Origin of the sequence: Occultella glacieicola, from assembly GCF_004353825.1 — a bacterium.
Taxonomy (GTDB): domain Bacteria; phylum Actinomycetota; class Actinomycetes; order Actinomycetales; family Beutenbergiaceae; genus Occultella; species Occultella glacieicola.
Map to the genome: position 1 here is coordinate 367,807 of NZ_SMNA01000005.1, position 18,354 is coordinate 386,160.

The 18,354-nt window shown below is 72.7% G+C and carries 18 protein-coding genes; 10 read left to right on the top strand and 8 right to left on the bottom strand.

The window, feature by feature from the left end:
* Positions 1-42: 42 nt before the first annotated feature.
* Positions 43-1,698 carry a DNA repair helicase XPB gene (locus EXU48_RS12030; protein ID WP_133107888.1) on the top strand — a complete coding sequence of 552 codons (1,656 nt, stop codon included), beginning with the start codon at positions 43-45 and terminating at the stop codon, positions 1,696-1,698.
* Between the two features lie 36 nt (positions 1,699-1,734).
* Here the strand turns inward: EXU48_RS12030 and EXU48_RS12035 are convergent, their stop codons facing one another.
* Both EXU48_RS12035 and EXU48_RS12040 read right to left on the bottom strand, forming a co-directional pair.
* Positions 1,735-3,216 (bottom strand): arylsulfatase, encoded by a 1,482-nt coding sequence (locus tag EXU48_RS12035; protein WP_235856984.1) that lies wholly within the window; start codon positions 3,214-3,216, stop codon positions 1,735-1,737.
* Between the two features lie 241 nt (positions 3,217-3,457).
* Entirely contained in the window at positions 3,458-3,910 is a 453-nt protein-coding gene (locus tag EXU48_RS12040; protein WP_133107889.1) for a hypothetical protein, read from the bottom strand.
* Between the two features lie 103 nt (positions 3,911-4,013).
* On the opposite strand from EXU48_RS12040, the gene EXU48_RS12045 reads away from it, so the two are divergent.
* Positions 4,014-4,697: an N-acetylmannosamine-6-phosphate 2-epimerase gene (locus EXU48_RS12045; protein WP_133107890.1), complete on the top strand. Its 684-nt coding sequence runs from the start codon at positions 4,014-4,016 to the stop codon at positions 4,695-4,697.
* A gap of 183 nt (positions 4,698-4,880) precedes the next feature.
* The gene (locus EXU48_RS12050) at positions 4,881-5,591 is read left to right on the top strand and encodes a head GIN domain-containing protein (protein ID WP_133107891.1); all 711 of its coding nucleotides are present in this window, start codon (positions 4,881-4,883) and stop codon (positions 5,589-5,591) included.
* 144 nt (positions 5,592-5,735) lie between these two features.
* Here EXU48_RS12050 and EXU48_RS12055 read toward each other — a convergent pair whose 3' ends face one another.
* On the bottom strand, positions 5,736-6,494 hold the full coding sequence (locus EXU48_RS12055) for a type 1 glutamine amidotransferase (protein ID WP_133107892.1): 759 nt from the start codon (positions 6,492-6,494) through the stop codon (positions 5,736-5,738).
* A gap of 111 nt (positions 6,495-6,605) precedes the next feature.
* Between EXU48_RS12055 and EXU48_RS12060 the strand changes: the two genes are divergently transcribed.
* The 3 genes from EXU48_RS12060 (at position 6,606) to EXU48_RS12070 (ending at position 10,384) form a co-directional block, all read left to right on the top strand.
* Positions 6,606-8,735: a TPM domain-containing protein gene (locus EXU48_RS12060; RefSeq protein WP_165962785.1), complete on the top strand. Its 2,130-nt coding sequence runs from the start codon at positions 6,606-6,608 to the stop codon at positions 8,733-8,735.
* Positions 8,736-8,806: 71 nt separating this feature from the next.
* A complete protein-coding gene (locus EXU48_RS12065; protein WP_207947710.1) occupies positions 8,807-9,673 on the top strand; it encodes a PspA/IM30 family protein in 867 nt (288 codons plus the stop codon).
* Positions 9,674-9,805: 132 nt separating this feature from the next.
* Complete coding sequence (locus EXU48_RS12070) at positions 9,806-10,384, top strand: NYN domain-containing protein (protein ID WP_133107895.1); 579 nt, start codon at positions 9,806-9,808, stop codon at positions 10,382-10,384.
* Here EXU48_RS12070 and EXU48_RS12075 read toward each other — a convergent pair.
* Positions 10,344-10,967 carry a hypothetical protein gene (locus tag EXU48_RS12075; RefSeq protein ID WP_133107896.1) on the bottom strand — a complete coding sequence of 208 codons (624 nt, stop codon included), beginning with the start codon at positions 10,965-10,967 and terminating at the stop codon, positions 10,344-10,346. The genes EXU48_RS12070 and EXU48_RS12075 overlap by 41 nt on opposite strands.
* A gap of 125 nt (positions 10,968-11,092) precedes the next feature.
* Here EXU48_RS12075 and EXU48_RS24500 point away from each other — a divergent pair, with 125 nt between their 5' ends.
* The 3 genes from EXU48_RS24500 (at position 11,093) to EXU48_RS12090 (ending at position 14,147) form a co-directional block, all read left to right on the top strand.
* Positions 11,093-11,758, top strand: a complete 666-nt coding sequence (locus EXU48_RS24500) for a class I SAM-dependent methyltransferase (protein ID WP_165962786.1) — start codon at positions 11,093-11,095, stop codon at positions 11,756-11,758.
* A gap of 147 nt (positions 11,759-11,905) precedes the next feature.
* A complete protein-coding gene (locus EXU48_RS12085; RefSeq protein ID WP_133107897.1) occupies positions 11,906-12,643 on the top strand; it encodes a response regulator transcription factor in 738 nt (245 codons plus the stop codon).
* Position 12,644: 1 nt separating this feature from the next.
* Positions 12,645-14,147, top strand: coding sequence for a sensor histidine kinase (locus EXU48_RS12090; RefSeq protein WP_133107898.1), 1,503 nt, complete (start codon positions 12,645-12,647; stop codon positions 14,145-14,147).
* Here the strand turns inward: EXU48_RS12090 and EXU48_RS12095 are convergent.
* The 4 genes from EXU48_RS12095 to EXU48_RS12110 are packed head-to-tail and all read right to left on the bottom strand — an operon-like array spanning position 14,076 to position 17,342.
* Positions 14,076-15,218 (bottom strand): ABC transporter ATP-binding protein, encoded by a 1,143-nt coding sequence (locus EXU48_RS12095; protein WP_133107899.1) that lies wholly within the window; start codon positions 15,216-15,218, stop codon positions 14,076-14,078. The two genes, EXU48_RS12090 and EXU48_RS12095, sit on opposite strands and share 72 nt — an antisense overlap.
* Positions 15,215-16,099, bottom strand: coding sequence for an ABC transporter permease (locus tag EXU48_RS12100; protein WP_133107900.1), 885 nt, complete (start codon positions 16,097-16,099; stop codon positions 15,215-15,217). Before EXU48_RS12100 ends, EXU48_RS12095 begins: the two co-directional genes overlap by 4 nt.
* Positions 16,096-16,941, bottom strand: a complete 846-nt coding sequence (gene modA, locus EXU48_RS12105) for a molybdate ABC transporter substrate-binding protein (protein WP_235856985.1) — start codon at positions 16,939-16,941, stop codon at positions 16,096-16,098. Before modA ends, EXU48_RS12100 begins: the two co-directional genes overlap by 4 nt.
* Positions 16,938-17,342: a TOBE domain-containing protein gene (locus EXU48_RS12110; RefSeq protein ID WP_133107901.1), complete on the bottom strand. Its 405-nt coding sequence runs from the start codon at positions 17,340-17,342 to the stop codon at positions 16,938-16,940. Before EXU48_RS12110 ends, modA begins: the two co-directional genes overlap by 4 nt.
* 218 nt (positions 17,343-17,560) lie before the next feature.
* On the opposite strand from EXU48_RS12110, the gene EXU48_RS12115 reads away from it, so the two are divergent.
* Positions 17,561-18,325, top strand: a complete 765-nt coding sequence (locus EXU48_RS12115; protein ID WP_133107902.1) for an SDR family NAD(P)-dependent oxidoreductase — start codon at positions 17,561-17,563, stop codon at positions 18,323-18,325.
* The last annotated feature ends 29 nt before the right edge of the window (positions 18,326-18,354 follow it).

Sequence of the window (18,354 nt, forward strand, 5' to 3'; positions counted from 1 at the left end):
CACCCCGGCCCAACAAGGGCGAGGGTGGTGGAGAATGGAAGGATGCCTGATGGCCCCCTGATCGTTCAGTCCGACAAGTCCCTCCTGCTCGAGATCGACCACGCGCTGGCCGGCCCGTGCCGCCGCGCCATCGCCCCGTTCGCCGAGCTCGAGCGCGCGCCCGAGCACATCCACACCTATCGGCTCACCCCGCTCGGCCTCTGGAACGCCCGCGCCGCCGGCCACGACGCCGAGCAGGTCATCAACACCCTGCTCGAGTACTCCCGCTACCCGGTGCCGCACAACCTGCTGGTCGACATCGCCGAGACGATGTCCCGGTACGGCCGGCTGCAGCTGACCTCCGACCCCGCGCACGGGCTGGTGCTCACCGCCACGGACGTCCCGGTGCTGGAGGAGGTGCTCAAGTCCAAGCGCACCGCCGGCCTGGTCGGCGCCCGCCTGGACGAGCGCTCGGTCGTGGTCCACCCCAGCGAACGCGGCCACCTCAAGCAGGTCCTGGTCAAGCTCGGCTGGCCCGCCGAGGACCTCGCCGGTTACGTCGACGGCGAGGCCCACGAGATCGGCCTCGACGAGGACGGCTGGTCGATGCGCACCTACCAGAACGAGGCCGTCGAGAGCTTCTGGCATGGCGGCTCCGGTGTGGTGGTGCTGCCCTGCGGTGCCGGCAAGACGATCGTCGGCGCCGGGGCGATGGCGCAGTCCGGCACGACCACCCTGATCCTGGTCACGAACACCGTGAGCGCCCGGCAGTGGCGCGACGAGCTGGTCAAGCGCACCACCCTGACCGAGGACGAGATCGGCGAGTACTCCGGCTCCCGCAAGGAGGTCAAGCCGGTCACGATCGCGACCTACCAGGTGCTGACCACCCGCCGCAAGGGCGTCTACACCCACCTGGAGCTGCTCGACGCCCGCGACTGGGGCCTGATCCTCTACGACGAGGTGCACCTGCTGCCGGCGCCGATCTTCCGGATGACGGCGGACCTGCAGGCCCGCCGCCGGCTCGGCCTGACCGCTACCCTGGTCCGCGAGGACGGCCGCGAGGACGAGGTGTTCTCCCTGATCGGGCCGAAGCGCTACGACGCCCCGTGGAAGGACATCGAGGCGCAGGGCTACATCGCCCCGGCCGAGTGCATCGAGGTCCGCCTGGACATGCCGCACCACGCCCGGATGGCCTACGCGGTCGCCGAACCGGAGGACCGCTACCGGATGGCGGCGACGGCGAAGGGCAAGCTGGACGTGGTCCGCCAGTTGGTCGCCAAGCACGACGGCGAGCAGATCCTGATCATCGGCCAGTACCTCGACCAGCTCGAGGAGCTGGGCGAGAAGGTCGGCGCGCCGGTGATCACCGGCGCCACCACCGTGCCGGAGCGGCAACGTCTGTTCGCGGCATTCCGCACCGGGGAGATCACCACGCTCGTGGTCAGCAAGGTCGCGAATTTCTCGATCGACCTGCCCGAGGCCGCGGTGGCGATCCAGGTGTCCGGGTCGTTCGGGTCCCGGCAGGAGGAGGCCCAGCGGCTCGGCCGGGTGATGCGACCGAAGGCGGACGGGCGCACGGCCCACTTCTACGCCGTGGTCACGCGGGACACGGTGGACCAGGAGTTCGCCGCGCACCGGCAGCGCTTCCTCGCCGAGCAGGGCTACGCCTACACGATCATCGACGCCGAGGACCTGGCCACAGTGGAGGACGCCGGCTGACGCGACCGGGCGGCACCCCTGGGGTGGACCCGGACCTCACCCGATCAGGTCACGCACCCACGCGAACTCCGTGATCGGCGTCCGTCCGGGTACCAGTCCCCCGTCGAGGACGTACCCTTCCTCGCGGTCCGTCAATGCCTCCACGAGCCGCGCCCGCCAGATTGCCACCTCACCGGCACGGGTCGGGTCGGCAGCGAGGTTGCGGGTCTCCTGCGGGTCCTCGACCAGGTCGAAGAACTGCTCGAGGCCCTCGCCGGAGAGCCACACATACTTGCGGCGCCCGTCGGTGAGCCACTGCAGCGACTGCTTGAGCAGGGTGTGTTCGCCGTGCAGCACCTCCCGCCACGGCGGGGCGGAATCAGGTTCGAGCAACGGCACCAGGCTGCGACCGTCCACCGAGTCGGGCACCGGTGCGCCGGCGAGGTCGAGCAGCGTCGGCATGATGTCCCGCAACTCGACCACCTCGTCCCGCACCACGCCACCCGGGTGCCGCGGCGAGGAGATCAGCATCGGGATCCCGGCGGAGCCCTGGTACGGGAAACCCTTGCGGTACAGGTCGTGGTCACCCATCATCTCGCCGTGATCGGAGACGAACACGATCGTGGTGTCCCGGGCCAGGCCGTGCTCGCCCAGGGCCTCCAGGAACCTGTTGATCTGGACGTCGATATGCGCCATGTGGCCGTAGTACCCGGCCCTCGCGCGGTGATGCGTGACCGGATCCATCCGACCGACGAACGCGTCGTGGACGCCGTCGGTGCGGAACGCCTCGAGGTCGCCCGTCCAGTCCCCGACCACCGGCTCGGTGGGCTCGGCCGCGAGGTACTGCTCGAATGCCCACGACGGCGGGTCGTATGGCGGGTGCGGGCGGTGGAAGGACATGTAGAGGAAGAAGGGCACGGTCGGGTCGCGCCGGTCCAGCCAGTCCAGCGACTCCGAGACGACCCAGTTCGTCGGGTGCAGGTGTTCGGCCTTGTCCCACGGCCGGGCAACGACGGAGTTGCAGTTCAGCCCGGTCTCGGTGTAGTCCGCCGCGGCCTGCCCGTCCTGACGGTGCAGCCAGGTCAGGTAGTCGTCCGCCGGCGCGGGACCGTTCGCGCCCCGACGCCGGGCGTGGTGCAGGTACCCGTCGTGAAGACGGACGTCGTCGAAGCCGGCGCGGGACCGCTCGGGGTAGACGTGCATCTTCCCGATCGCCTGGGTCTGGTACCCGGCGCGGGAGAGTTCTCCGGCGAGGGTGACCGGATGCGCGCGGTGGAAGGGCACCCCGTCCCGGTAGCCGACCCGACCGTGCCGCTCCTGGGACTGCCCGGTGAACAGGGCGGCCCGCGCGGGCGTACAGGTGGGGGTCGCCGAGTACGCGCTGGTGAACCTGGTGCCCGAGCGTGCGAGGGCATCCAGATGCGGGGTTCGCACCACCGGATGGCCTGCCACGGACAGGGCGTCCCCGCGCCACTGGTCCACGCAGATCAGAACGATGTTGCCCGGTCCCACGGCCCCGTCGGCCATTCTGTCGGTCATCAATACCCCTCCGGTCCACGACCCTAGTGCCGGGACGTCGCCCTTCGGCCGGTGTCCTGCAGGAGACTGCGGTAGATAGCCTGTGACTCGGCGGACGGGTCGACCCCCAGATCGACTCGCCGGCCCACGCACGTCGTCGGTGTCGCGACTGCGTCTCGTCCGCAACGCCGCGCTCGTGGACCTGCTGAACCCGAAGACGGCCCGCACGTACGTTCCCGTGACCCCGTGACGCCGACAAGCCTCACCCGGCCTGGCTGGCGGCCTGGTTCGCCCGGGACCGCATCAGAAACGCGATCCAGAGCAGGAAGACGGCGTCGGTGACCGGTACGTCATCGGTGACGTCCAGCGTCGGCTTGACCGACCAGAACCCGCCGACGCCGCTGGACCCGATCGGCCGCCCGTCTCGGGTCACCACGTAGTTGCGCCGGAACGCCCCCTCGGGTGCGATCTCGTATCTGGTGGTGGGGCCGATGGCGATCACCCAGTTCTGGCGCCAGAAGCTCGGCCGGGCGGCTCGGCACCGCGGCGCCGGCTCCCCCACGATGGTGCCGGTCCGCTCGGAGCCGTCCTTGCCGAACTCCCAGGGCACGCCTTCGATGACGACGCTCGCGCGCTCGGACCAGAACGACCGGTCCACGTCCGCCACGACGCGCTGATCCAGCAGGACGTGGTCGCTGTCCCAAGTTGCCCGCATCGCTTCACCCTGGCATGCCGGCGCCGGCGAGCCAACCCGATTCCCGCCCCGGGGCCGACGACACGGCAGACTTGGCCCGGTCCACCTCGGAGGGAAGGCATCCATGACCCACCCCATGCTCGAACCGCTGCGCGGCGGCCTGATCGTCTCCTGCCAGGCCTACCCCGGCGAGCCGATGCGGCACCCGGAGACGATGGCACAGGTCGCCGCAGCCGTGGTCGACGGCGGCGCGGTCGCCGTGCGGGCTCAGGGCCTGGCCGACGTGCAGCTGGTGGCCGGCCGCGTGGACGTGCCGGTGATCGGCATCTGGAAGGACGGCGATGACGGCGTGTTCATCAGCCCGACGCTGCGGCACTGCCGGGCGGTCCTCGCCGCCGGTGCGGACATCCTCGCCCTCGACGGCACGGTGCGGCCCCGCCCGGACGGCCTGAGTTTCGCCGAGACGGTGCGGCGGGTCCGGGAGGAGTCCGACGCCCCGATCATGGCCGACTGTGACACCCTCGCCGCTGCGGTGGCCGCGGCCGAGGGGGGCGCCGACATCATCGGGACCACCCTTGCGGGGTACACCGACGCCCGGCCGCGTACCGACGGACCGGACCTGAACCTGCTCGCGGAGGTGGTGCAGGCGCTGCCCGGGGTTGCCGTGGTGGCCGAGGGTCGGATCCACACCCCCGCGCAGGCCAGGGCTGCGGCCGACGCGGGGGCGTTCGCGGTGGTGGTCGGCACCGCGATCACCCACCCTGCCACGATCACCGGCTGGTTCGACGGGGCGCTGCGCGCCCGATGACCAGCGCCGCACGACGACCCAGCGACGGCGGTGGAGGTCGTGGTCCCTCGGGGGGCACCCTGGGCGAACCCGGACTCACCTCAGGGTCGGATCGGGGGAGATCCCCCATGACGCCAGGCGGCCCCGGCTGAGAGGGTGGTGGTGGCCCGCTGGAGGGGCGGGCCACCAACTTCGGAGGAACCAATGCACCGCTCGCGCGTCGCCATCGTCACCGCTGTCGCAGGCCTGTCCCTGGCGCTGGCCGGATGCACCTCGTCGGGCCCCCGGGTCACCGAGGAACGGGACGTCGACGCCGATACCCGCGCTGTCGAGGTCGAGGGCAGCGGGGACCTCTACCTGGAGGTCGGCGACACCCCGGAACTCCTGGTCACGGCCCACGAGCGCACGCTGGAGGACATCCGCACCGAGAACCGCGACGGCGTGCTCGTCCTCAGTAACGAGGGCGGCTTCGCGTTCTTCGGCAACCGGGGCCAACTCGACTACGAGGTGACCCTGCCCGCGGTCGAGGCACTCAGCATCTCCGGCGCCGGCGCGATCGACGGCGAGATCGCCCCGGGTGAGTCCCTCACCCTGGACATCCGCGGCGCCGGCGACGTCCGGATCGAGGGCGTGGACGTGGTGGACCTGACCGTCACCGTCTCGGGCGCCGGCAGCGTGGAACTCCTCGGCACGGCCGTGAACCAGAGCGTCACGATCGCCGGCGCCGGCGACTACGTGGGCGGGGAACTCGAGTCCGAGCACGCCGTCGCGACGGTCTCCGGCGCCGGCAGCATGGACGTCTGGGTGACCGGCACTCTGGACGCGACGGTCTCCGGCGCCGGGGACATCACCCACACCGGCGGCGCCGAGGTGACCGAGGAGATCAACGGCGCCGGTTCGATCTCGGGCGACTGACCCGAGCCTCCGGTCGTCATGCAGCACCCCCGGCCCTCAGGCAGGACCTCCCGCAGTCAGGCAGCGCCTCCCGCCCGAGGAAGGCTCGTGGATCCTCCTCCTGCGGGAGGGTGCTGCCTCGGTCCGGGGCCGGACCCGTTCTGCTCAGGCGACGCGGTCGCGGGCGCCGAGCACCTGGGCCACGAAGCCCTCGGCGATCTCCTGGGCCAGCGTCGGCAGGTCGTCGGCCGACGCGGCCAGCCCGGCCGCGAGCGCCTCGAGGTCGGTGTCCGGGTGCCGGGAGGCCCACTCATGCATGAGGTCCGGGCCCGCCTCGGGGTGGAACTGGACGCCGAGGGCGCTGCCGAGCCGGAACGCCTGGAACGGGTACGTCGCCGAGCTCGCGAGCCACACCGCCCCGTCCGGCAGCGAGGTGATCGCGTCGTCGTGCATGGACGGCGCCGGCACGGTGCGGCCGAGGGCCGTGACCACCCCGCCGAGGACCGGGTCCGCGGCGGCGTCCGGGCGCATCCGGACCTCGATGATCCCGCGCTCGGGCCCGCTGGGAGCGTTCACGCTGACCTGGCCGCCACCGGCGACCGCGAGCACCTGGGCGCCGAGGCAGATGCCGAGCACCGGCACCTCCCGCTCGATGGCGGCGAGCATGAGGTCGCCCTCCTGGGCCAGCCAGGGCGCCGACTCGGCGTCGTAGGCGTTGCTGCTGCCGCCGAGCACGATCAGCCCGTCGAGCTCGTCGGCGGGGGGCAGATCCTCACCACGGTCGGGACGCACGATCCGGACGGCGACGTCGGCGAGCCACGGCTCGAGCCGGTCGAGGGGCACGTTGTCCTGGTGCTGGATCACCGTCACCACGGGCGTGGCATCGGAATGCTGGGGGGAGTCGGGGGAGAACTGTTCAGTCACCCGAGGGAAGGTACCTCAGAACGCTGGGAGTCCGCAGGGAGCGCGCGGCGTGGTCAGGACTGCCCCGCCAACCTCGTTGCGCGCGGCCTGCTCAGCGGCGAAGATCGAACGGTGACCCGAATCGCGGCGCCGACGCGCCTCCTCCTCGGCCTCTGCCTCGCGCTGTTCGCCGGCGCGACCCTGGCCGGCCCCGCACTCGCCGACGCCCCGCTGCGTGTGGAAGGTCACGTGGACGACCGCACCACCGAGCAGGTGACCGCCGGGGACGAGGCCGAGATCGAGGCTGCCGCGGACCGGCTTGCCGAGGGCTCCGACTTCGACCTGTTCACCGTGTACGTCGACTCCTTCGACGGCATGGACGCCCAGGCCTGGGCGGACGAGACCGCGACGATCTCCGGGTTCGGCCAGAACGACATCCTGCTCGCGATCGCGGTGGTGGACCGCGAGTACGCCGTCTCCGTGGGCGCCGACCTTCCCCTCTCGGACTCACAGCTGGCCGCCGTGGAGGCCGACTTCCAGGACCACCTGCGCGACGACGACTGGAGCGGTGCCGCGGTCGCGGCCGCGGACGGCTACCTCGAGCAGGCCAACGGCGGCGGCGGCAGCGCGGTGGTGCCGGTGCTGATCGGGGCCGGCGTGATCGGTGGCGGCGCGTTCCTGCTGGTCCGTTCGAACAACAAGCGCAAGCGCCAGCAGGCCCAGCAGGGCGGGCTGAACGTTCCGGGTCGGCCGGGGCCCGGGACCGCACCGACGCCCCCGAACTCGATCGAGGCGGTCCTGGCCTCGCTGTCCACCGAGGACCTCGGCAAGCGCGCCGGGTCGGCCCTCGTGGGTCTGGACGACGACGTGCGCAGTTCGGAACAGGAGCTCGGTTTCGCACAGGCGCAGTTCGGTCTGCAGTCCACCCAGGAGTTCAAGACCGTCCTCGAGGGCGTCCGGGCACAGCTGGCCCAGGCGTTCGCGCTGCAGCAGCGCCTCGACGACACGACCCCCGAGTCCGAGCCGGAGAAACGGCAGATCCTGACCCAGATCGTGCTGCTCTGCGACCAGGGCGACCGGGCCCTCGCCGACCAGGCCGAGTCGTTCGCCGAGCTGCGCAAGCTGCAGCAGAACGCCCCCCAGTTGTTGGACGAGATCAACACCCGCGCGGGCGAGATCGAGGCCCGGATCCCGGCGGCCGAGGCGACCCTGACCCAGCTGCGGGCCACGTATCCGGAGAGCGCACTGGTGTCGGTGTCCCGGGCCCCCGACCAGGCCGCGCAGCTGCTCGAGGCGGCGCGCGACGCCGTCGGGCAGGGGCGCGAACGGGTCACCGGCAACGACCGGGGCACCGCCGTGGCGTTCGCCCACACCGCCGAGGACGCCCTCGCCCAAGCCGTGACGCTGCTCGACTCGGTCACGAACGCCCACGACAACCTCAGCCAGGCGGTGCAACGTCTGGACGCCTCGATCGCCTCGGTCAGCGCCGACCTGGCCGACGCCGAGCGCCTGACCCCGCAGGACCCGCAGGTCGCCCCGGCGGCCGAACGGGCCCGCGCCGCCGTCACGGCGGCGACCGCGGCCCGGCAGAAGAACGGCGACCCGCTCGCCGCGCTCACCGAGATCGTCGCCGCGGAACAGGCCCTCGATGCGGTCCTCGCCGGGCACCGGGAGGCGAACGAGGTTCGCCAGCGCGCGGTGAGCCAACTCCAGAACGGGCTGTCCCGCACCGATGCCCTGATCCGCTCGACGAACACCTACATCGAGACCCACCGGGGCGCCGTCGGGGCGAACGCCCGGACCCGGCTCGCCTCCGCGATCGAGTCCCTGCAACAGGCGCGGGCCATGTCCGAGTCCGACCCGGTGCAGGCACTGCGCCTGGCCACGGCCGCCTGGCACTCGGCCAAGGCCGCGCAGGACCTCGCCGCCTCGGACGTGGCCGCCTGGGAACGGAACCGGAGCCCGTACTCGGGAGGCGGCGGATACTCCTCCCAGCGCGGAATCGACCCGGGATCCCTGATCCTCGGTGGGATTCTCGGAGACATGTTCGGAGGCAGCAACAACGGCTACCGCGGCGGCTACGGCGGCCGGGGCGGGTCCTCCTGGGGCAGCTCCTGGGGCGGCGGCTCGTCCTGGGGCGGCAGCAGCGGCCGATCGAGCAGCTCCCGCCGGTCGAGCAGTTCGCGCCGGTCCAGCAGCTCCCGGCGCTCCGGTGGCCGCTCCGGTGGCAGCCGAAGGTCCGGCGGGCGCGGTCGCTTCTGAGGCACCACATCGAACCCGAACCCACCGGTTGAACAGTTTTGCCCGCAACACCAACCACGTCTTCGCAGACGATGAAAGGACACACAGTGGCTGAGAAGCAGAGCATCCTCGGACGCATCGCCCAGTTGACCCGCGCGAACATCAACGCGCTGATCGACCGCGCCGAGGACCCGGAGAAGATGCTGGACCAGTTGGTGCGGGACTACACCAACAACATCGCCGAGGCCGAGCAGGCCGTTGCCCAGACGATCGGCAACCTGCGCCTGGCCGAGCAGGACTACAACGAGGACGTCGCCGCCGTGCGCGACTGGGGCAACAAGGCCCTGGCCGCCTCCCAGAAGGCGGACCAGCTGCGTGGTTCCGGCGACAACGCCGCGGCCGACCGGTACGACAACCTCGCGAAGGTCGCCCTGCAGAAGCAGGTCGGGTTCGAGAGCGAGGTCAAGGAGGCCGAGCCGATCCTGCGGTCCCAGAACGAGGTCGTCGACAAGCTCAAGCACGGCCTCGCGATCATGAAGGACAAGCTCGGCGAGCTCAAGGTCAAGCGGGACCAGCTGGCAGCGCGGGCGAAGTCGGCCGAGGCACAGGCCCGGGTGCAGGACGCCGTCGCCTCGATCAACGTGCTCGACCCGACCAGCGAGATCGCCCGGTACGAGGACAACGTCCGCCGCCAGGAGGCCCTCGTGGCCGGCAAGGCGGAGATCGCGGCCTCCTCCCTCGACTCGCAGTTCGCCGAGCTGGAGATGAGCGGCGACGCCCTCGAGGTGGACGCCCGGTTCGCCGCACTCAAGGCCGGCTCGCTCGGGGCGGCCCCGGCCACCCCGCAGATCACCGACGAGCCCAGCGGCTACCAGCCCTCAGCCACGGTCGGCGAGCAGGACTACACCTCCTCGCCCGCCGCGGAGGGTCAGCCCACCACGGACGAGCAGCGGTACTGAGCCCGCTCACGAGGGGCGGCACCCGGCCGGGTGCCGCCCCTCGTGGCGTCCGGCCAGGCACCGGCCCCGGGGGGGGCGACCCAAGCCGCGCAAGCCCGGCGGATCCGACCGCCGACCCCTAGTCTGTGAGTCATGCTCGAGACCCCGACGCCCGCCCCGCGCCAGACCTACCTACTGGTCGACGGCGAGAACATCGATGCCACCCTCGGGCTGAGCGTCCTGAACCACCGGCCAACCCCCGACGAACGGCCCCGCTGGGACCGGATCACGGACTTCGCGACGCAGACCTGGGGTCAGCCCGTGACCGGCCTGTTCTTCCTGAACGCGACGTCCGGCGTGATGCCGATGAACTTCATCCAGGCGTTGCTCGCGATGGGCTACCACCCGATCCCGCTGGCCGGCCACGGCGGCGAGAAGGTCGTCGACATCGGCATCCAGCGCACCCTCGCCGCCCTCGAGGACCGACCCGGCGACGTGCTGCTCGCCAGCCACGACGGCGACTTCGTGCCCCAGGTGGAACGGCTCCTCGACGGCGAGCGCCGCGTGGGTGTGCTGTGCTTCCGCGAGTTCGTCAGCGCCAAACTGTCCGACCTGACCGACCGCGGGCTGACCCTGTACGACCTCGAGGACGACCTGAACGCCTTCAACGCACCGCTGCCCCGGGTGCGGATCATCCCGCTGGAGGCGTTCGACCCGCTGCGCTACCTGTAGGCCACCACGACCCGACCTGCCAGTCGGTGAACGCGGCCGGGCCGGCGAGCCGGAGCATCCGGACCTGGTCGGCCGAGACCTGCTCGAGGAGTCCGACCGCCCACGGATGGTCCGGGAGGTACGCGACCCGTACGCGTGCCCCCATCGCGAACGGCCAGGCCCCGAGCCGGTGCGGCACCTCGAACAGGTCCGCCTCGTACGGGGCGAGGCCCGGCGGCCGCACGGTCACGGTGACGATGAGCAGGTCGGGGCCGTCGTCGTCGTCCTCCAGCCGGGCTCCCGTCACCTCCGCCGGAGCATGCCTGCCGTACCGGAGCCAGATCGCCCGACCGGCCCGCCCGTGCGCCCGCATCCCGATGAGGCAGAGCACGACCGAAGCGCCCAGGCCGGCGGGCAGCCACAGACCCAGCCAGTCCCACGGCCACCATGACGGTGTCCGGTCACCCATGCCGGGCACCGCACCGAGCAGCGCCCCGACAGCGACGACCACGACGGGCATGACCAGCACGGCCGCGAGTGAGCCGACGAACAGCCATCCGCTGATGCGGCGCGCTCGTGGCAGGCCCCTGACCTCGGCATCCATGTGCCGAGGGTGTCCCCCCGCCGAACGCGACCGATCCCAGGTTCTGGTCGGCACGCTCCCGGGCCGCCCGCACCTCCCGTGGCAGTGGACTACCCCGGCCCGGCCCGCCGGGGCACACTGGTGCGGTGAGCGACGGCGAGCAGCGACCGGACTGCTGTTTCGACGACTGGGCTCGCTCGGAGTCCCGCCGGGCCCGGCGGGTGGGGGCCGACGGCGTCACGACCGCGCTGCTCGATGCCCTCGCCCGGGTGGGGCTCACCGGGCGCTCCGTCCTCGACGTCGGTGCCGGCGCCGGCACCCTCGTGCTCGGCGCGCTCGAGCGCGGGGCTGCCCGGGGCACGGGCCTCGACCTCGGCGCCGGTGCCGTCGAGGCCGCGCGGACCCTCGCCGCGGATCGTGGGTTCGGCGCCCGGGCCCGGTTCGAGGTGGCCGACGGCGCCGTGGTCGCCCTGCCCGCCAGTGACCTGGTCACCCTGAACCGGGTGATCTGCTGCTACCCGGACCCGAACGCCCTGGTGACCAACACCCTCGCCGCGGCCGGCCGAGGCTACGCGTTCGTGCTGCCCCGGTCCACCGGTCTGCCCGGCCTGATCAACCGGGCCGTGCTGTCGCTCGGGAACGTCTGGTTCCGGGCCCGGCCCCGGGTCTACGGCGGCTACCGCGCGTTCGTGCATGACATCGGCCCGATCCACGACCGCGTCGTGGCGGCCGGGTTCGACCGCGTGCACACCGCACACCCGGGCCTGATCTGGCACCTGGCCGTCTACACCCGCGCCGAGGCGACCACCTGACCGAGCCGGCCACCGCCGTCGGGCACTAGCGTCTGGCACTGCCGTCTGGCACCTCAGACCGCCGGCGGCGGACGGGCCGCCGGCCCCCCGGGGATCCCCCAGGCCCCTCCCAGGAAACTTCCAGGATCCGGGTTCACACTGGAACCCATGAGAACCAGCCAAGCGCCGACGCCGGCCACGACCGGCACCACCGAGGCGCGCCTCCTGGTGGTCGACGACGAGCCCAACATCCGCGAGCTGCTGTCCGCGTCGCTGCGGTTCGCCGGCTTCGAGGTCGAGGTCGCCGCGGACGGGCAGCAGGCCATGCGCCGCGCCCTGGAGATGCAGCCGGACCTGATCGTCCTCGACGTCATGCTCCCGGACCTGGACGGGTTCACGGTGACCCGCCGCCTGCGCGAGCAGGGCGCCCACTTCCCGGTGTTGTTCCTGACCGCCCGGGACGACACCGCGGACAAGATCGCGGGCCTGACGGTCGGCGGCGACGACTACGTCACGAAGCCGTTCAGCCTCGACGAGGTGATCGCCCGGATCCGGGCCGTGCTGCGCCGCGCCCAGGCGACCGCGGCCCTCGAGGACTCGATGCTGCGGGTGGCCGACCTCGAGCTCGACGAGGACGCCCACGAGGTGCGCCGGGGCGGCCAGGAGATCGACCTGTCCCCCACCGAGTTCACGCTGTTGCGCTACCTGATGCTGAACGCCGGCCGGGTGCTGTCCAAGTCCCAGATCCTCGACCACGTGTGGGCCTACAACTGGGGCGGTGACGGCGCCATCGTCGAGTCCTACATCTCCTACCTGCGGCGCAAGATCGACGCCCCGTTCGGCCCCGACTCGCCGGCCCTGATCCACACCAAGCGGGGCGTGGGCTACGTCCTGCGCGAGCCCTGAGATGGTCCGGCAGTCCCGGCTGCCGCTGCGGCTGCGCCTGTCGCTGATCACGGCGGGGATCCTTCTGGTCGCGGTGTCGGTCGCCTCGTTCGCGGCCTACTCGCTCCTGCAGCGGTCCCTGATCACGCAGGTCGACGAGCAACTGCGGACCGCCGGCGCGAGCACCGCCAACCAGGTGCTGGACACGCTGCAGTTCCGCGGCTCGGACGAGATGCTGCCGAGCGACTACTACCTGCGGATCGTCCGCGACGACGATCCGGCCCCGGTGAACTTCCCGGCCACCACCGAGGCCGCGGTCCCCGAGATCCCCGACCTCGACGACGTCACCGGGGACGGGTGGGTCTACTGGACCGTGTCCTCGGTGGGCAACGGTCCCAGCTGGCGGGTCGCGGTGGCGCCGTTGGAGGACCGGGCGACCGGTGCCGAGGAGGGCGCCGTCGCAATCGCGCTGCCGCTGACCAACATGGACAAGACCCTGACCCTGATGCGCCTGGTGATGGTCGGCGTCGGCGCCGGCGTCGTGGTCATGGGCGCGATCGCCGGGTACATCGCGGTGCAGCGTTCCCTGCGCGGCCTGCGTGACATCGAGAACACCGCCGCCGCGGTCGCCGGCGGCGACCTGAGCCGCCGGGTCCCCGCCCAGCCGACCACGACCGAGGTCGGCCGCCTCGGTGCCTCGTTCAACTCGATGGTCGCCAAGCTGGAGGCCTCGTTCGCCGCCCAGACCGCCTCGGAGCAGCGGATGCGGCGGTTCGTCTCCGACGCCTCCCACGAGCTGCGCACCCCGCTGGCCTCGATCCGGGGCTACGGGGAGCTGTACCGGATGGGTGCCGTGCCCCCGGATGAGGTCGGCGCCACGATGCGCCGGATCGAGAACGAGTCGATCCGGATGGGCAACCTGGTGGCGGACCTGCTCGCCCTGGCCAGGCTCGACGAGGGCCGCGCCCTCAAGCTGTCCCGGGTGAACCTGACCGCCGTCGCCTCCGACGCGCTCGCCGATCTGCGCGCGCTCGACCCCACCCGCGAGGGCGAGCTGCTGGCGGCCGGGCCGTTGTGGGTCGAGGCGGACTCCGACCGGGTGCGCCAGGTGGTCACCAACCTGATCGGCAACGTCGTGCAGCACACCCCTGAGGGCACCCCGGTGGAGATCGCCGTGCACGCCGAGGCGCCCGCGCAGGTCCCCGCACCCGGCGAGCCCGGGGTGGCCGTCATCGAGGTGCGCGACCACGGGCCCGGGATCCGCCCGGAGGACGGCGAGCGCGTCTTCGAACGCTTCTACCGGCCGGACTCCTCCCGGGCCCGCAACGCCGGCGGCGGCTCGGGCCTCGGCCTGGCCATCGTCGCCACGATCGTGGCCGCGCACGGCGGCACCGTCCGGCACCGGCCGACGCCCGGTGGTGGCACCACCATCGTGGTCCGACTGCCGATCGCCTCAGGAGTCGCCCGCGGCGACGTGGACGGCGGCCGGGTCGACGCGCGCCCACACGCGCCCACCAGGCCGTAGCCAGTCGCCCTGTGCCTGGGCGGGCTCCAGGTCGGCGAGCAGCTCCGGCGTCCCGGCCAGGCGCACCCGGACCCCGCCGGTGGCCGGCTCGAGCCAGCGCACGGTCGCCTCGAACACGTTCGGCCCGTCCGGCCGATCCTCGAAGAGTTCGACGGCGGAGGGCCGGAACCGCACGACGCACGCCCCGCCGTCGGGCTGCTCGAGCGAGCCGTCGGGTCGGCCGCGGGTCGCGGCCTCGGGTGCGACCGCCTCGAGCGGCCCGACGGCGGTGCGCACCCCGGCGCGGTCGCGTCGCCCGGGCAGGAGGTTCGTGCCGACGAGCGCGGCGGTGAACGCCGTCCGCGGTGCACTGAACACCTCGGCGCACCGGCCGCGCTCGACGAGTTCACCCTCGCGCAGCACCGCGACGTGGTCCGCGAGCACAACGGCATCGAGCACGTCGTGGGAGACCACGACGGCGGTGGTGCCGGTGGCCCGCACCTGCTCGGCGAGGAGCTGCCGGATCTGCGGGGCCGAAGTCGCGTCCAGGGCGGCGAGCGGCTCGTCCAGCAGCAGCACGGCGGGTTCGGCGGCGAGCGCCCTGGCGATCGCGACCCGCTGCTGCTGCCCGCCGGAGAGCTCACCCGGGCGCCGGTCACCGGTGCCGTCCAGGCCGACCCGGGCCAGCCACTCGCGGGCCCGCTCGCGCGCGGGGGCGGCCCGCATGCCGGAGCTGCGCAGGCCGAACGCGACGTTCTCGGTGGCGCTCAGGTGCGGGAACAGCAGCGGGTCCTGGCCGAGCAGCCCCACGCCGCGGTGCTCGGGGGCGACCAGCAGGTCCGGCCCGTCCGGCCGGTCCGGCACTGACCCGCGCGGACTGCGGCGGGTCAGGACCCGTTCCCCGACCCGCACCGTCCCGGTGGTCGGCCGGACCAGCCCGGCCACGACGTGCAGCAGGGTGGACTTGCCGGAGGCGTTCGGGCCCACCACGGCCAGCACCTCACCGGCCGGGACCTCGAGTGCGACGTCCAGGGTGAAGTGGCCACGCTCGACCCGCACGCTGGCCGAGACCCCGGCCGCCGGCCCGGTCACCACGCCTCCCGGCGGCGCCAGTCCCTCAGGACCAGCAGGATCACCAGGGAGACCACCACGAGGAGCACGGCGAGCGCGAGCGCCGAGTCCCGGGTCACGCCCGCTCCGTTGAACGCCGTGTAGATCGCCATCGGCATCGTCTGGGTGACGCCGGGCTGGTTGCCCGCGAACAGCGCGGTCGCCCCGAACTCACCGACCGCTCGGGCGAACGCGAGCACGGTGCCCGCGATCAGTCCCGGCATGACCAGCGGCAGGGTGATCCGGCGCAGCACGGTCCAGCGCCCGGCACCGAGCGTGGCGGCCACGTACTCGTACCGGGTGCCCGCGGTGCGCAGTGCACCCTCGAGCGAGATCACCAGGAACGGCATCGCGACGAACGTCTGGGCCATCACCACGGCCAGGGTGGTGAACGGGACCGTGATCCCGACCACGGTCAGGACCTGCCCGAGGTAGCCGTTGACGCCGAACAGGTACAGCAGGGCCATGCCGCCGACGAGCGGCGGCAGCACCAGCGGGAGGGTGACGATGATCCGGAGAACCTCCGCCAGGCGGCTCGGCGCCCGGGACAGATACAGCGCGAGCGGCACTCCGAGGACGAGGCAGCACACCATGGCCGCGAGCCCCGTGCGCAGGGACAGGCTCAGCGCGGACAGGGCAGCGGGCGACGTGATCGCCGCCGGGAACGTGGCCCAGTCGACCCGCGGGAACAGGGCCACGAGCGGCAGCAGCACCGCGACGAGTCCGAGCACCGCGGGCACCGCGAGCAGCACCGGCAGCGGGCGCGGTGCGGCGCCGCGCTCCCCGCGCGAGCGCGCGGAGGCCGGAGCGGGCGTCGGGCCGGCCGGTCCCGGCGGTCCGGCGGCGCTCGGGTCGGTGGTCATGGGGCGCCGAAGCCGTGCTCCGCCAGGACCGCCCGTCCGGCATCGGAGAGAACGAACTGCACGAACAGCGCGCCGGCGGGCTCGGCACCGTCGAGTTCGACGATCGGGTAGGTGTTCACGACGTCCTCGGCGCCGGTCGGCACGACGGCCTCGAGGTCGTCGGCCCGGGACGCCACGTCGGTGCCGTAGACGAGGCCGGCGCCGACGTCGCCGTTGACCACCCGTTCGGCCACCGCGGTCACGTTCTGCTCCTGGCTCACCGGGGTGCCGGTGAACCCCTGCGCCTCGAACAGCCGGGTGGTGGCGTCGCCGCACGGCACCTCGGGCGCGCAGATTACGAACGTGGTGTCGTCGAGGTCGGGCAGGTCCGCGATCCCGTCCGGGTTCCCGGCCGGCACCGCGATCACGAGCGTGTTCGTGGCGAACGACTCGGGGGCGCTCGCCTCCAGGCCGGCCGCGGTGATGGCGTCCATGGTCGAGGTGTTGGCGGTGGCGAGCACGTCGGCGTTCGCTCCCTCCTCGAGCTGGGTGACCAGGGTCGAGGACCCGTCGTAGACGGCCGGCCCGATCTCCACGTCCGGGTACAGCTCGCCGAACGCCGCGAGCAGGTCGTCGAAGGGCTCCTGCAGCGAGGCGGCAGCGAACACGGTGAGGGAGCCGCCGAGTTCCTGGGCGTCACCGGTCCCGGAGCCGGCGTCGGTCGGGTCGCCACCACCGTCGCCGGAGGAGCACGCGACGAGCGCCAGGCCCATCGCGGCCGCGCCGAGCACGGCGATCAGCGTGCGCGAACGAGTGCCGCGGCGGGCGTGCTGCCGGGCGCAGGACGGGAGGGACCGGGTCACCGGGGCTGCCTCTCCGTCTCGACGATCACGGTGGTCGCCTTGACCACGGCCACGGCCGTGGATCCGACCTCGAGGCCGAGCTCGCGCACGGCCTCGCTGGACATCAGTGACACCACCCGGAACGGGCCGCACTGCAGCTCGACCTGCGCCATCACGGTGTCGGCGACGATGTTCGTGACCAGGCCGACGAACCGGTTCCGGGCACTGCTGGCGGTAGCGGTCGGGTCCTCGGGTGCGTGGGCCAGCTGTTGGGCCCAGCGGGCCAGCTCCACCCCGGGGATCACCTGCCGGCCGGCCTCGTCGCGGGTGGCGTTCAGGGACCCCGACTCCACCCGGCGGCGCACCGTGTCCGCACTCACGCCGATGAGACGAGCGGCCTCGCTGATTCGATAGTGCGTCACATTGCGGAGCATATCAACGCAACTGCGCGCGAAGCGGCGGATGTGAGATGCATCTGCGACTTACTCCCGGTTCCCGATCGACCGAGCCCCCCGGCGCCGAGCGAGCGTGCCGTGCAACGCTCGGTCGGCCGCAACCCGCTCGGCCGACCGGCGAGGTAGTCGATCGGGTCGGCTCGGTGTGTGGTTGCCCGAGCCGCGCGGTCGTTACATTGAGAGACATGCGCATCACCTCGAGCAGCGTTGCTCTGATCTCCGGCGCCGCGTCCGGCCTGGGCGAGGCGACCGCCCGTCGGCTCCTCGCCGACGGAGCCGCCGTCGTCCTGGCCGACCTCCCCACCTCCCGCGGTGCCGACCTCGCCGAGGAACTCGGCCCGCGCGCCGCGTTCGCCCCGACCGACGTGCGCGACGAGGACCAGGTGCGCGCCGCCGTCGCCACGGCCACCGGGCTGGGCGAGCTCCGGATCGCGGTGACCTGCGCGGGCGTGGCGACGCCCGGCCGGATCCTCGGCAAGCGTGGCCTGCTCCCCCTGGACACCTACCGCACCGTCGTCGAGATCAACCTCATCGGCACGTTCAACGTGCTGCGCCTCGCGGCCGAGGCGATGGCCGGCAACACCGAGGTCGACGGCGATCGCGGCGTGGTCGTGATGACGGCCTCGGTCGCGGCGTACGACGGGCAGGTGGGCCAGGCCGCGTACGCGTCCTCCAAGGGCGGGGTGGTCGCCCTGACCCTCACCGCCGCACGCGACCTCGCCGCCCTGGGCATCCGGGTCGTGACCATCGCGCCGGGCGTCATGGAGACACCGATGATGGCCGGCCTGCCGGAGGAGACCCGGACGTCCCTGGAGGGGCTCGTGCCGCACCCGTCCCGGCTCGGACGTCCCGAGGAGTACGCCGCGCTCGCCGCGCACCTCGTGGACAACCCGCTACTGAACGGTGAGGTCATCCGCCTCGACGGCGCCCTCCGGATGCCCCCGCGCTGAGAGCGGCGGCGGCGGGACCTGTAGCGGTG